Source organism: Bradyrhizobium erythrophlei (assembly GCF_900129505.1).
GTDB lineage: Bacteria > Pseudomonadota > Alphaproteobacteria > Rhizobiales > Xanthobacteraceae > Bradyrhizobium > Bradyrhizobium erythrophlei_D.
In genome coordinates, this window is sequence record NZ_LT670818.1 from 1,424,131 (window position 1) to 1,436,971 (window position 12,841).

The following is a 12,841-nucleotide window of genomic DNA, read 5'->3' on the forward strand; positions in this document are numbered from 1 at the left end:
CTGGATCATCCGCTTTCGGATGATGACAACTGAGATTGTTTCGCGGTCTGGACGCCCCTCAAGCCGCCGCCGGGATCGGCAACGCCGTGACCGACTTGATCTTCTCCATCGCGAAGCGCGAGGTGACGTTCTTCAGCGGCACCGCGCCGATCAGCTTCTTGTAGAACACATCGAAGCTCTGCATGTCCGCGACCACGACGCGCAGCATGTAGTCGACGTCGCCCGCCATCCGGTAGAACTCCATCACCTCGGGCATCGCGCTGACCGCATCGGCGAATTTGCGCAGCCAGGCCTCGGAATGATCTGAACTCTCGACCGAGACGAAGACGGTGATGCCGAGCCCGATCTTGTTCTGGTCGACCAGCGCGACCCGGCGCAGGATCACGCCGTCGGCCTCCAGCCGCTGGATCCGCTTCCAGCACGGCGTCGAGGACAGCCCGACCCGGTCGCCGATCTCGGCGACGGAGAGCGAGGCGTCCTCCTGAAGTACCGTCAGAATCTTGCGGTCGATAGCGTCAAGGCGGCGGTTGGGCTCGTGGAGCTGAACGGCGAGGTCGGTCATGGGAAGAACTTTGTTCCATTTATCGGGTTGAATACCCTCATATATAGAAAATTCTTCTAAGGCAAGCCCCCTACTGACCGGATCTGGACAGGCTAGGCGGCCGGCCGGCCAGTGCTCAAAAGCTCTTCAACTTCAGCACGTTGCGGTGCGGCGAAGGCACCCCCAAAGCGGGTGCATTTCAGCGCGGCGGCGGCGGAGGCGAACCGCAGGGCGGTCGGAATGTCCTGGCTTTCGGTGATGGCAAGGGTGAATGCGCCGTGGAAGACGTCACCGGCGCCGAGCGTATCCACGGTATGGACCGGGAAGGCCTGCGTCTCCTGCAGATGGCCCTGCGCGTCGAGCCAGATCGTGCCTTTCGGCCCGCGCGTCCCCGCCAGGAACGACGGCGTCAGCTTCGCGATCTTCGTCAGCGCCTGGCCGTCGTCGGTAACATCGGCGGTTTCCTGCAGCGGCTCGCTGGAGAACACGAGATGGGAAGAGGCGGTGAGCAACCCTTCCCGCAGCGACATCGCGCGGTCGACGTCCACCACCACGGGGATGCCGCGCCGGCGCGCCTCGGCGCATAAATCGGTGCAGAATCCCGCGCAGCGGCTCTCGGTGAGGATGGCGGCGCAATCCTCCAGCAGTTCATCGGTCAAAGGCAGGTGCACCTTCCACAATTCCGGATCGCGGAAAGTGACGATGGTGCGCTCGCCGCTGGGATCGACCATGACGGACGAGATCGGCGTCACCAGTCCCGGCATGTGAATGAGGTGTTTGGTCTCGATGCCTTCATGAGCGAGTTTTTCGAAGATGAAGCGGGTCGATGTTTCGCGGACGTCGCCCATGGGGCCGCAGATCGAGGCGCGGCCGCCGAGGCGGACAATTCCGATCGCCGCGTTGAGCGCGTTGCCGCCGCATATCTCGTCGAAATGGGTGGCATTCTCCTTGGAGCCGCGCCCGGGGACGCCGCCGACGCGAAACGTCAGGTCGCGCACGGGAATGCCGATGCAGAGAATGCGCGGCGGAATCTTCGGCGCGGCGGTGTGGAAATTCATGTCGAAATCCGTCATGCCGGTTCCGCCTCCCCCCGGAACCAAATTCCGGGACTAATCGACTGAGTCATGAGCCAGTTCCCCGCTATGCGCGCCCGTCCTCGCCCCCATGCACCCAGCGGCCAAGCAAATGATGGGCGATGGCGAAGGGATGTGGCCCCGCCAGGCCGTCGGGATGCTGCCGCTTGAGCATCAGGGTGGCTTCCGCGCGGTCGAACCAGCGCGCATCCTCCAGTTCGGAGCGGTCGACCACGATATCGTCGGTGGTGGCGCGCGCCGTGCAGCCGATCATCAGGGACGACGGATACGGCCAGGGCTGGGTCATGTAGTAATTGACGTCGGTGCAGCGAATTCCGGACTCCTCGAAAATCTCGCGTCGAACCGCGTCCTCGATGGTTTCGGCGGCTTCGACGAATCCGGCGAGGCACGAATACATTCCAGGCGGGAACTGCTTCTGCCGTCCCATCAGCACCTTGTCCCCCGAGGTCACCAGCATGATCACGACAGGGTCGGTGCGCGGAAAATGCTCGGCCTTGCAGTTCGGACATTCGCGCTTCCAGCCACCTTCCCGCATCGCCGTGCGGGTTCCGCAATTGGCGCAATAGCCGTGGCGCTGATGCCAGTTCACCATCGATTTCGCCACCGCGATCGCCGAAAGCTGCTCGACCGGCACCAGGCCCTGCATCACCATGCCGCGCAGTTCGCTTGCCTTGACATCGTTGCGGGACAGCAGGCTCTCCACTGCGGCGGCCGAGATCCCCATGCCGAACAACGGGGCGTTGTCGCGCAAGCCCAGAAAGATCGTGCCGGGATTGGCGCCGAATTTCAGCGCTTCCTCGATGGTCAGAAGCGCGTGGGGACCTTCGGCCTCCTGCTTCATCACCAGCGAGTCGCGATGCACCACATAGGCGCGGGCGTCGCGGCGCTCCTCCAGCGCCATCAATTTGGAATCGTCGCTGCGCAGATGCGCGGCGCGATCGAGGATATGGGTGACGAAAGCCGGCTTCCCCAGCGGAAACGAATCGAATGCTGTCATGTCCTAACCAAGCCAGATCTTGCGGCGAAGCGCGCTGATGAATTTCTGTACTTCCTCGGCGTCATGCGCCAGCGGCGGCGCCACTCCCCAGACCGGACGCGGCCAGGCGATGTCGCTGGTACGGCGCGCGATCAGATGGACATGCAGTTGCGGCACCGCGTTGCCGAGGGCTGCGATATTCAGCTTGTCGCAGTGGGTGACGTCCTTGAGCGCGCGCGCGGTGCGGCTGATTTCCGTCATCAATTGTGCTTGCTCGACCTCGTCGAGGTCGATGATCTCCACGGCCTCGGGCCGGCGCGGCACCAGCAACAGCCAAGGATAATGCGCGTCCTTGACCACGAGCACGCGGCACAACGGCAGGTCGCCGATATCGATGGTGTCTTTCGTGAGCTGTGAATGCAGCGACCATGCGGGGGCGTCAGAAGGCATGTGCGTTCCTGGTGCGTCCATCATTTTCCCGATGGCTTTGGTCTGAAGTGGCCTGAAATGGACACCGCTGGCAGTGTCATATCAAGGCGTCGTCATCCGCGAAAGCGGATGATCCAGTATTCCAGAGCAGCCCAATGGAGCCGAGGAGCCGCGGCGTACTGGATACCCCGCTGGAGCCTGTCATCGGGCTCGCCGCAGGCGAGACCCGGTGGCGGGGTATGACGACGGAGGTCCTGCTTGCTTTCCGGCCCTTTTGGCCCCAAATAGGGGCCGGGAGATTGGCGGTGGACGAGCCACTCGCCAACCGGGTCAGGTCCGGAAGGAAGCAGCCCTAACGAGGTCCGGATCGGGTCGCTCGTCAGTCTCCTACCTGTTTTTTCGAGCGAATCGCGCAAGATGGGCTATCCCCCGTCCGGCGCTGGATTCCGTTTCGGCGCGTATTCCGCAAAAGTGGATACCGGTTTTGCGATCAGAATGCGCGTAAGCTAAGTTCCGCACGCCGGCTTCGAAAGACAATCAGAGTTGCGGATCGATCGATGACCGATGCTGGCGTTCCCCTGATGCCCCCCAACGATGCGCAAGGCGCGCCAAAGGCCGGATCCGGGCCGGAAGCCGGCAAGCATTACCGGGTACTGGCACGCAAATACCGTCCCTCCAGTTTCGAGGATTTGATCGGCCAGGATGCCGTGGTCCGCACCGTTTCGAACGCGTTCGAGACCGGGCGGATTCCGCAGGCCTGGATCCTGACCGGCGTACGCGGGGTCGGCAAGACCACCACGGCGCGGATCCTCGCCCGCGCGCTGAATTACGAGCTGCCGGATGGCTCGGTGAAGGGCCCGACCATCCACATGCCGATGCTCGGCGTGCATTGCCAGGCGATCATGGAAAGCCGGCACATGGACGTCCTGGAAATGGACGCCGCGTCCCACACCGGTGTCGATGACGTGCGCCAGATCAACGACAGCGTGCGCTACGCGCCGGCCAGCGCCCGCTACAAGGTCTACATCATCGACGAAGTCCACATGCTCTCGACGGCGGCGTTCAACGCCTTCCTGAAGACGCTGGAAGAGCCGCCGGAGCACGCCAAATTCGTATTTGCGACCACCGAAATCCGCAAAGTGCCGGTGACGGTGCTGTCACGCTGCCAGCGTTTCGATCTGCGCCGGGTCGAGGCCGACGTGCTGATGAAGCATCTCGGCAGCATCGCGGCAAAGGAAAACGTCGAGGTCGAGCCGGAAGCGCTGGGGATCATCGCCCGCGCCGCCGAGGGCTCGGTGCGCGATTCGCTGTCGCTGTTCGATCAGGCGATCGCGCATGCGGCGGGTCTCGTCCGTGCCGATGCCGTGCGGCAGATGCTCGGGCTGGCCGACCGCACCCGGGTGATCGATCTGTTCGATTCGCTGGCGCGCGGCGATATCACCAGTGCGTTCGGGGAATTTCGCGAGCAGTACGATGTCGGCGCCGATCCGATCGTGGTGCTGTCCGATCTCGCCGAGTTCGTCAATTTCGTCACCCGGGTCAAGGTGATTCCCGGGATCGCCGACAATGTCGCCTTCAGCGAGACCGAACGGCTGCGCGGGCGCGACTTCGCCGCCAAGCTCTCGATGCGGGTGCTGTCGCGGATGTTTCAGATGCTGCTCAAGGGCATCGCCGAGGCACAGGTAGCGACCCGTCCGGTCGCGGCGGCGGAAATGGTGCTGGTGCGCATCGCCTATGTCGCCGACATGCCGACGCCGGACGAGGCGATCCGGATGATCGAGCAGAATGGCGGCGCATCGTCGCCGGTGACGGCCGAAACCGCCGCGCCGCGCAGCGCGCCGGCCCCGACAATGTCGGCGGCCCAGCCATCGTCCGCGCGGATGTCCAGCGCGCCCCGAACCAATGCCGAGGCCTCGCCGCGGCCCCAAATGATCGCACAGGCGTCCGACGCGCAGGCAGCGCCTTCGGCGCGGCGGATCGCGAGCTTCCCGGAACTGGTGGCGCTCGCCGCCGAGAAGCGCGACCTGCAGACCAAGGCCGCGCTCGAAGCCGACGTCCGCCTGGTCCGCATCGAGGACGGCCGGCTAGAGGTGGCGATGGAGCGCAGCGCGGCGCGCACGCTGATCAACGATCTCTCCCGCAAGCTCGAGCAATGGACCGGCCGGCGCTGGACCGTGATCGTATCCAACGAAGCAGGCCAACCAACGGTGCGTTCGCTGAACGAAGCCGCGAGGAATCAGCGCGAGCGCGCCGCCGAGGCCGATCCGCGGGTGCAGGAAGTGCTGGCGCGGTTTCCCGGCGCCAAGGTGGTCGAGGTGCGCAGGCTTGCCCCGGAGCCGCCGGAATCCGATGCTAGCGGTGAAGACCCCGCCGAGACCCCCGACAGCGACGATCCATAGCGAGAGACGAGGAAACACTCATGGCTGATTTTCTCGGCATGATGAAACAGGCGGCGCAGCTGCAGTCGAAGATGCAGGAGATGCAGGAAGAGCTCGGCCATGTCGAGGTCGAGGGCATTTCCGGCGGTGGCCTGGTCAGCGTGCGCATGACCGCGAAGATGGAAGTGAAGGCGGTCAAGATCGACCCCAGCCTGATGAAGGCGGACGAGCGCGAAATCCTCGAAGACCTGCTGGTGACCGCGCATAATGAAGCGCGGCGCAAGGCGGAAGCCGCGATGGCCGAAAAGATGCAGGCGCTGACCGGCGGAATGGGCCTGCCGCCGGGACTGGGCCTCACCTGATATGGCCACTGCGGTTGCCGGCCCCGAAATCGAACGCCTGATCCAGCTCCTGGCGCGGCTGCCGGGGCTCGGCCCGCGTTCGGCGCGGCGCGCGGCGCTGCACCTGATCAAGAAGCGCGAGGCGCTGATGACGCCGCTCTCCGCGGCGCTGCAGGTGGCGATCGACAAGATCCAGGTCTGCAAGACCTGCGGCAATATCGACACCCAGAATCCCTGCACGGTATGCACCGATCCGCGACGCGACGGCTCGATCATCGTCGTGGTCGCCGACGTCGCCGACCTCTGGGCGCTGGAGCGAGCGCATGCGACCAGCGGGCGCTATCACGTGCTGGGGGCGACGTTGTCGCCGCTCGACGGCGTCGGCCCGCAGGACCTGACCATCGAGGCGCTCGTCAAGCGCGCCCACGATCCGCAGGTTCAGGAGATCATCCTCGCGCTCAATGCCACCGTCGACGGCCAGACCACGGCGCACTACATCACCGACCTCCTGCAGGAGGCGAACGTCAAGGTGACGCGGCTCGCCCACGGCGTGCCGGTCGGCGGCGAACTCGATTATCTCGACGAAGGCACCTTGTCCGCGGCGATGCGACAGCGGACCCTGTTCTAACCACCAGACACGGAAATGATCGACATGACGAAACGAAGATTCGGCAAACGGCTGGCCTTGGGCATGATGATCGCGGTGACGTCAGCCGCGCCTGCCAGCTTCGCGCAGCAGGCCTGGGCGCAGCAGGCCGAGCCCGCGCCGAAACCGGGCAAGCCGATCCATGCCGGCGACGTGCTGTCGGGAGAGCTCAACGCCATGCGGCTGCGTGCCGACATCAAGGGCAAGCGCGTCTCCACCTATCAGCTCACCAGCGAGCCGCGCCGGCTGCCACCGCCGAACGGGTTGTGCGGCCTGGAAACCGGTCCGGAGACGTTTCAGATCGTCACCAACAGCGACGCCCAGGCGGCGCAGTTGAGGGGTTTCATCGGCAAGGAAGTCTCGCTCAAGGTCGACGAGGTCGCCTGCGCGCAGGATGCCGGCCAGATGAGCGAAGCCGTTGTCACCAAATGGAGCGTGGTGACGAAGCACTGATTAACCATCGCCAAACGAGACAAGACATCATGGCCGATTATCGCACCGTCAAAGCCGATTCCCTCACCAGCGTGGTTCGCAGCATCGTCAAGGCGGGCGGCTCATCCGACCGCGAAGCCGATCTGGTCGCCACCAACCTGGTCGAAGCCAACCTGAAGGGCCATGACTCGCACGGCGTCGGCATGGTGCCGCGCTACATCGACGCGATGAAGGAAGGCGGACTCAAGATCAACCAGCATGTCGGCGTGGTGATGGACGGCGGCGCCATGCTCACCCTCGATGGCAATGTCGGCTACGGCCAGGTGATGGGTTTTGAGGCGATGGAACTGGGCGCCGAGCGCGCCAAGCGCAACGGCGTGTGCGTGGTCGGTCTGTCCAACTCGCATCACATCGGCCGCATCGGCCATTGGGCCGAGCAGTGCATCGGCCACGGCCTGGTTTCCATCCATTTCGTCAACGTGCTGGCGCGGCCGATCGTCGCCCCCTTTGGCGGCCGCGACGCGCGCCACGGCACCAACCCGTTTTGCGTCGGCATCCCGCGGCCGGGAAAAGACCCCATCGTGCTCGACTTCGCCACCAGCAAGATCGCCCAGGGCAAGACCCGCGTGGCCTACAACAAGGGCGAACAGCTGGCCCCCAGCACCATCATCGACGACCACGGCAACCCCTCGACCGACCCGCGCTTTACCGTGATCGAGCCGTCGGGCGCGATCCTGCCGTTCGGCGAGCACAAGGGCTCGGGCCTGGCTCTGATCTGCGAACTCCTGGGTGGCGCGCTCTCGGGCGGCAAGACCCTGAGCGGCAAGCCGGACGCCGGCCGCAAGGTGATCAACAGCATGTTTTCGATTCTGATCGATCCCGCCAAAATGGGCACCGGCGAGAACCTGGCGCGCGAGATGGAAAGCTTCGTCGCCTGGCACATCGCCTCGCCGCCCGCCGAAGGCGTGGACCGTGTGAAGATCGCCGGCGAGCCGGAACGAGAATGGAAGAAGCAGCGCCTGGCCGCGGGCATCCCGGTCGACCCCACCACCTGGCAGGAGATCGTCGCCGCCGGCGCCAAGGTAGGCCTGGACAACGCGGCGATCGAGAAGCTGGCGAGTTAAACTCGTCAGACCTTCGCCGTCTCCAGCTCCGCAAAATGCCCGCGGCGCTGCAGCCACGACAGCAGCATCAGGCTCGGCACCGCGACCGCGACACAGATCGCGAAGAACAGCGGCCACCCCGTCAGCTTGGCCACGAACCCCGCGCCCGACGACAGATAGGTGCGCCCAACCGCGGCGAGCGCAGTGAGCAGCGCGTATTGGGTCGCGGTATGCAGCGGGTTCTGGCACAGCGCCGACAAATAGGCGACGAAGATCACGGTGCCGATGGCGCTGGTGAAGTTTTCCGCCGTGATGGCAAACGCCAGCGCCCATTGATTGACGCCGACGATCGCGAGCCAGGAGAACGACAGATTGGCGATCGCCTGCAGCACGCCGCCGATCCACAGGCTCGCGGCAAGCGAATAGCGGCGCGCCACGAAGCCGCCGGCAAAGCCGCCGATCAGAGTCGCCGCAAGGCCGACGCCCTTGACGATGGCGGCGTAGTCGTTGCGGGAAAAGCCGAGGTCGATCACGAATGGCGCCGTCATGGTTCCGGAAAACGCATCGGTGAATTTGAACAGCACCACGAAGGCGAGTGCCGCGAGCGCATCCTTGCGAACCAGGAATTCGGAGAAAGCGCCGACCGCGGCCTGGGTCACGCGCGCCAGCGCGGTCTCGGTGCTGGTTGCGGCCTCCGCGCGCGCCGATTGTTCGGGCTCGGTGGCGAATAGCGCGGTGGCGGTGCCAATCAGCACAAGGGCGGCCATCGTCACATAACCCCACATCCAGGCGGACGAGCGCGGAAGACCGGTGCCTTCATAGGCGCTCACCAAAAACAGTGCGCCGGCGGTCGAGACCAGCATGCCGATCCGATAGGCCGCGACATAGGACGCCATGCCGGCGGCCTGCTCGCTTTCGGGCAGGCTTTCCACGCGGAACGCATCGACCACGATGTCCTGGGTCGACGACATCGCCGCGACCAGCAAGGCGCCGAACGCCACGAACAGCGGCGAGCGCGCCGGGTCCGTCAGCGCCAGCAGCAGGATCGAAACAATCAGCAGCAATTGCGAGCACACCAGCCAGCCACGACGGCGGCCGAAGGCGCGCGTGAACAGCGGAACATGCAGCGCGTCGGTCAGCGGCGCCCACAAAAATTTCAGCGTATAGGGGGTGCCGACCAGCGCGAACAGGCCGATGGTGCCGAGATCGACGCCGGATTCGCGCATCCATACCAGCAGCGTCGAGCCCGACAGCGCCAGCGGCAGCCCGGACGAAAACCCAAGCAGCATCACGATCAGTACCCGCCGCTGCAGATAAACCGCCAGGCTATCGCGCCAGGAGGCGCGGGGCGCGGCGGGATTTTCAGATGATGGAGGCGCGGCTTCCGGTGCGGTCATGGAGGGGTGTTAGCAGATTCGAGTGCAACAAATGATATTGTCATCGCCCGGCTTGATCCGTGGGACGTTTACTCAGCTGTCAGCGTCCGCGAAGGCGGACGATCCAGTATTCCGCGACGCCTCGGCCTAATCTCAAAGAGCGCGGCGTACTGGATACCCCGCCTTCGCGGGGTATGACAGAGAAGGGGGGTAGAGGCGAAGAGTATTCAGGCGCCGGCTATGCCAGGATAGAGATCAGCGCAATTGGGATTGAGCTCTTCAATCAGCCGGATTTTCCAGGCTCGCGATGACACCTGTTTTCCCCGCGCCATGCGGGGACGAGGTGAAGAAACCCGAACCTACTCCCCTGCCTGCAGCTTGCGCGGCAGCGGGAACAACTCGGGCGTCTCAGCCTTGACGAGGCGGGGCAGTTCGGCCACCGGCTCGGCCTTGCTGAAATCCAGCTCCTCGATGCGGCCGGCGCGCTTTTCGATCTTGTCGGCGGAAATCAGGATCTGGCGGACGTCCTCGTTGACGTCGCCAAAATGCTTCTGCAGTTTCAGCACGCGGTCGCGCAGGCGGCCGAGATCGTCGCCGAGATTGAGCACTTCGGTGCGGATCTGGTCGGCGGCGTCGCGCATCCGGGCGTCTTTGAGGATCTGCTGCATCACCTGGATCGCCAGCATCAATAGCGACGGCGACACCAGCACGACGCGGGCGCGGTAGGCTTTCTGGATCACGTCGTCGAAACCATCGTGGATTTCGGCATAGACCGATTCCGAGGGCACGAACATCAGCGCGGTGTCCTGGGTCTCGCCGGCAATCAGGTATTTTTCCGCGATGTCGCTGACATGCTTCATGACGTCGCCGCGCAGCCGCTGCGTGGCGATCTTCTTTTCCTCGTCGCTGCGGGCGTCGTGCAGCGCGGTCATCGCTTCCAGCGGGAATTTCGCGTCGATGCAGAGCGGGCGCTGATCGGGCAGGAACACCACGCAGTCCGGCCGTTTTCCCGTCGAGAGCGTGAACTGGAATTCGTAAGCGCCCTTCGGCATGCCGTCCTGGACGATCGCCTCCATGCGGGCCTGGCCGAAGGCGCCGCGCGATTGCTTGTTGGCCAGCACGTCGCGCAGCGTGGTCACCTGCGAAGTCAGGTCGGTGAGGTTCTTGTGGGCGTTGTCGATGATGCCGAGCCGCTCGTGCAGCACGCGCAGACTGTCCATGGTGTTGCGGGTGGTCTGCTCCATCGACTGGCCGACCCGATGGGTCACCGAATCCAGCCGCTCGCTGACGGCCCGCGCCATCTCGGCCTGGCGGCCGGCCAGCGCCTGTCCCATCGCATCGACGCGGCCGGTGGCCTCGCTCTGCGCGCGCATCATTTCGCTCAAGCGCTCTTCCAGCTCGTCTGCGCGGATCGCCTGCGCCATCGCGAGCTCGGCGCCGCGCCGGCCCGCGCGCGCCATCACGATGGCGATGATCAGGAGCAGGAGCAGCGCCAGCGCGGCGAAGCCGATCAGTGCCGCACCGGTGCGGACCGGCAGGTCACCGATCGTGAAAAGAATCTCGTTCATGCTGTCCCTTGTATCCGATTCGGCCTTGAACGCGAACGAATAGGGAACATTTATGGTTAACCGAGGATTAATTTTCGTGGTTAACGCTTCCCTAAAATTCATGGTTAACGAACCCTGAACGGCCGCAGGGCACGCATTGACCCCGGCAAATCAACCGCTTAAATCGCCCGCCAAAGTATCCAGAGAAATCATGGCACTCCGAGAAATCATCATTCTGCCGGACAAGCAGTTGCGGCTGGTCTCCAAGCCAATCGAAAAGGTCACGGCCGAGATTCGCAAGCTCGCCGACGACATGTTCGAGACGATGTACGACGCGCCCGGCATCGGGCTTGCGGCGATCCAGGTCGCGCAACCGCTGCGGCTGATCACGATGGATCTCGCCAAGAAGAGCGAGGACGGCGAGACCAAGCCGCAGCCGCGGGTTTTCATCAATCCGGAAATCTTGTCGTCGTCGGAGGAGATGTCGGTCTACGAGGAAGGCTGCCTGTCGATCCCCGAATATTACGAAGAAGTCGAGCGGCCCGCGAAGGTGCGGGTGCGCTTCACCGATCTCGATGGCAAGGTGCACGAGGAAGACGCCGAGGGCCTGTTCGCCACCTGCATCCAGCACGAGATCGATCATCTCAATGGCGTACTGTTCGTGGATTATTTGTCGAAGCTGAAGCGCGACCGGGTGCTGAAGAAATTCGCCAAGGCGGCGAAGCGGGCGGTGGAGTAGATTCGGCCGCGTATCGAGGTGCCGTCACCCTGATGTGCGAAGGCGCCCCAGGGCGCCGAGCCTCGAAGGGCGACGGCGGACGAGGTCGATAGTCTTTCCTGCGCCATCCTTCGAGGCTCGCAAGTGCTCGCACCTCAGGATGACGCTCGCTATCTTGATGCTTGGTTCAAAAGGAAGCCTGCACGGCCATGTCCCTTCGCCTGATCTTCATGGGCACGCCCGATTTCTCGGTGCCGACGCTGCTCGAGCTCGTGGCCCATGGCCATGAGATCGCGGCCGTCTATACCCGCGCGGCAAAACCCGCGGGGCGCGGCATGAAGCTGCAGGCAACACCGGTCGAACAGGAGGCGCGGCGGCTCGGCATTGCCGTGGAAACACCGACCACGCTGAAGACGCCGGAAGCGCTGGAGGCCTTTCGCGCGCACGATGCGGATGCGGCCGTGGTCGTCGCCTATGGCATGATCCTGTCCCAGGCCATTCTCGATACCCCAAAGCTAGGCTGCTTCAACCTGCATGCCTCGCTGTTGCCGCGCTGGCGCGGGGCGGCGCCGATCAACCGCGCCATCATGGCAGGCGATGCCGAGACCGGCGTGATGGTGATGAAGATGGACGCTGGCCTCGATAACGGCGACGTGGCGATGGCCGAGCGCATCGCGATCACGGATGCGATGACGGCGAGCGATCTGCACGACGCGCTGGCGCGGCTCGGCGGCGACCTGATGGTGCGCGCGATCGGCGCGCTCGAACGCGGCATGCTGCAGCTGACAAGACAGAGCGAAGCGGGCGTCAGCTATGCGGCCAAGATCGACAAGGCCGAGGCGCGGATCGACTGGAGCCGGCCTGCGCGCGCGGTGCTGCGCCATATTCACGGACTGTCGCCGTTTCCCGGCGCCTGGTGCGAGATGCCGATCGAGGGCCAGCCGGTACGCGTCAAGATCTTGCGCTGCGCGATCGCCGATGGCGCCGGTGCGCCGGGCGAATTGCTGGACTACCGTCTCAGCTTTGCCTGCGGCGAAGGCGCGGTCCGCATCCTCGAACTGCAGCGCGCCGGCAAGGCACCGATGAAGGCGGAGGAATTTCTGCGCGGCACCCCGCTGAAGCCGCCGCTGCGGCTCGCGTAATGCTGACGCCCCGCGCAAGTATAAGACTGTCATACCCCGCGAAGGCGGGGTATCCGGTACGCCGCGGCCTCACGGTTCTATGATGGACGTCTCTGGAATACTGGATCATCCGCTTTCG

13 protein-coding genes and 1 other RNA gene are annotated in these 12,841 nt (G+C 64.6%); 8 read left to right on the forward strand and 6 right to left on the reverse strand.

What is annotated here, in order from left to right; genetic code table 11:
• Window positions 1-58 precede the first annotated feature (58 nt).
• The 4 genes from B5525_RS06650 to B5525_RS06665 form a co-directional block, all read right to left on the reverse strand.
• Window positions 59-562: an Lrp/AsnC family transcriptional regulator gene (locus B5525_RS06650; protein ID WP_079565291.1), complete on the reverse strand. Its 504-nt coding sequence runs from the start codon at window positions 560-562 to the stop codon at window positions 59-61.
• Between the two features lie 92 nt (window positions 563-654).
• Window positions 655-1,599, reverse strand: coding sequence for a sugar kinase (locus B5525_RS06655; RefSeq protein ID WP_079573028.1), 945 nt, complete (start codon window positions 1,597-1,599; stop codon window positions 655-657).
• Window positions 1,600-1,681: 82 nt separating this feature from the next.
• The gene (nudC, locus tag B5525_RS06660; protein WP_079565292.1) at window positions 1,682-2,632 is read right to left on the reverse strand and encodes an NAD(+) diphosphatase; all 951 of its coding nucleotides are present in this window, start codon (window positions 2,630-2,632) and stop codon (window positions 1,682-1,684) included.
• A 3-nt stretch (window positions 2,633-2,635) separates the two neighbouring features.
• Window positions 2,636-3,061, reverse strand: a complete 426-nt coding sequence (locus B5525_RS06665) for an HIT domain-containing protein (protein ID WP_079565293.1) — start codon at window positions 3,059-3,061, stop codon at window positions 2,636-2,638.
• Window positions 3,062-3,334: 273 nt separating this feature from the next.
• Here B5525_RS06665 and ffs point away from each other — a divergent pair.
• The 6 genes from ffs to B5525_RS06695 all read left to right on the forward strand — a co-directional run bounded on the left by ffs (window position 3,335) and on the right by B5525_RS06695 (window position 7,961).
• Window positions 3,335-3,431: signal recognition particle sRNA small type (gene ffs / locus B5525_RS06670), an RNA gene on the forward strand.
• A gap of 166 nt (window positions 3,432-3,597) precedes the next feature.
• Window positions 3,598-5,439 carry a DNA polymerase III subunit gamma/tau gene (locus tag B5525_RS06675; protein ID WP_079565294.1) on the forward strand — a complete coding sequence of 614 codons (1,842 nt, stop codon included), beginning with the start codon at window positions 3,598-3,600 and terminating at the stop codon, window positions 5,437-5,439.
• 20 nt (window positions 5,440-5,459) lie between these two features.
• Window positions 5,460-5,780 carry a YbaB/EbfC family nucleoid-associated protein gene (locus B5525_RS06680; protein ID WP_079565295.1) on the forward strand — a complete coding sequence of 107 codons (321 nt, stop codon included), beginning with the start codon at window positions 5,460-5,462 and terminating at the stop codon, window positions 5,778-5,780.
• A 1-nt stretch (window position 5,781) separates the two neighbouring features.
• Window positions 5,782-6,387 carry a recombination mediator RecR gene (gene recR, locus B5525_RS06685; RefSeq protein ID WP_079565296.1) on the forward strand — a complete coding sequence of 202 codons (606 nt, stop codon included), beginning with the start codon at window positions 5,782-5,784 and terminating at the stop codon, window positions 6,385-6,387.
• A 24-nt stretch (window positions 6,388-6,411) separates the two neighbouring features.
• The gene (locus B5525_RS06690) at window positions 6,412-6,858 is read left to right on the forward strand and encodes a hypothetical protein (protein WP_079573030.1); all 447 of its coding nucleotides are present in this window, start codon (window positions 6,412-6,414) and stop codon (window positions 6,856-6,858) included.
• A 29-nt stretch (window positions 6,859-6,887) separates the two neighbouring features.
• On the forward strand, window positions 6,888-7,961 hold the full coding sequence (locus tag B5525_RS06695) for a malate/lactate/ureidoglycolate dehydrogenase (RefSeq protein WP_079565297.1): 1,074 nt from the start codon (window positions 6,888-6,890) through the stop codon (window positions 7,959-7,961).
• A gap of 5 nt (window positions 7,962-7,966) precedes the next feature.
• On the opposite strand, the gene B5525_RS06700 is transcribed toward B5525_RS06695, so the two are convergent.
• A complete protein-coding gene (locus B5525_RS06700; RefSeq protein ID WP_079565298.1) occupies window positions 7,967-9,337 on the reverse strand; it encodes an AmpG family muropeptide MFS transporter in 1,371 nt (456 codons plus the stop codon).
• A 338-nt stretch (window positions 9,338-9,675) separates the two neighbouring features.
• Entirely contained in the window at window positions 9,676-10,884 is a 1,209-nt protein-coding gene (locus B5525_RS06705; RefSeq protein ID WP_079565299.1) for a DNA recombination protein RmuC, read from the reverse strand.
• Window positions 10,885-11,074: 190 nt separating this feature from the next.
• On the opposite strand from B5525_RS06705, the gene def reads away from it, so the two are divergent.
• A complete protein-coding gene (def, locus tag B5525_RS06710; protein WP_079565300.1) occupies window positions 11,075-11,602 on the forward strand; it encodes a peptide deformylase in 528 nt (175 codons plus the stop codon).
• Between the two features lie 188 nt (window positions 11,603-11,790).
• Window positions 11,791-12,723 (forward strand): methionyl-tRNA formyltransferase, encoded by a 933-nt coding sequence (gene fmt, locus B5525_RS06715; protein ID WP_079565301.1) that lies wholly within the window; start codon window positions 11,791-11,793, stop codon window positions 12,721-12,723.
• Window positions 12,724-12,841 lie beyond the last annotated feature (118 nt).

What these genes read in the sequence shown, in the direction of transcription:
- B5525_RS06700 (WP_079565298.1), bottom strand. Translation starts at nt 9,337, where the DNA reads ATGACCGCACCGGAAGCCGCGCCTCCATCATCTGAAAATCCCGCCGCG.
- B5525_RS06650 (WP_079565291.1), bottom strand. Translation starts at nt 562, where the DNA reads ATGACCGACCTCGCCGTTCAGCTCCACGAGCCCAACCGCCGCCTTGAC.
- B5525_RS06665 (WP_079565293.1), bottom strand. Translation starts at nt 3,061, where the DNA reads ATGCCTTCTGACGCCCCCGCATGGTCGCTGCATTCACAGCTCACGAAA.
- B5525_RS06675 (WP_079565294.1), top strand. Translation starts at nt 3,598, where the DNA reads ATGACCGATGCTGGCGTTCCCCTGATGCCCCCCAACGATGCGCAAGGC.
- nudC (WP_079565292.1), bottom strand. Translation starts at nt 2,632, where the DNA reads ATGACAGCATTCGATTCGTTTCCGCTGGGGAAGCCGGCTTTCGTCACC.
- B5525_RS06705 (WP_079565299.1), bottom strand. Translation starts at nt 10,884, where the DNA reads ATGAACGAGATTCTTTTCACGATCGGTGACCTGCCGGTCCGCACCGGT.
- fmt (WP_079565301.1), top strand. Translation starts at nt 11,791, where the DNA reads ATGTCCCTTCGCCTGATCTTCATGGGCACGCCCGATTTCTCGGTGCCG.
- B5525_RS06655 (WP_079573028.1), bottom strand. Translation starts at nt 1,599, where the DNA reads ATGAATTTCCACACCGCCGCGCCGAAGATTCCGCCGCGCATTCTCTGC.
- B5525_RS06695 (WP_079565297.1), top strand. Translation starts at nt 6,888, where the DNA reads ATGGCCGATTATCGCACCGTCAAAGCCGATTCCCTCACCAGCGTGGTT.
- def (WP_079565300.1), top strand. Translation starts at nt 11,075, where the DNA reads ATGGCACTCCGAGAAATCATCATTCTGCCGGACAAGCAGTTGCGGCTG.
- B5525_RS06680 (WP_079565295.1), top strand. Translation starts at nt 5,460, where the DNA reads ATGGCTGATTTTCTCGGCATGATGAAACAGGCGGCGCAGCTGCAGTCG.
- B5525_RS06690 (WP_079573030.1), top strand. Translation starts at nt 6,412, where the DNA reads ATGACGAAACGAAGATTCGGCAAACGGCTGGCCTTGGGCATGATGATC.
- recR (WP_079565296.1), top strand. Translation starts at nt 5,782, where the DNA reads ATGGCCACTGCGGTTGCCGGCCCCGAAATCGAACGCCTGATCCAGCTC.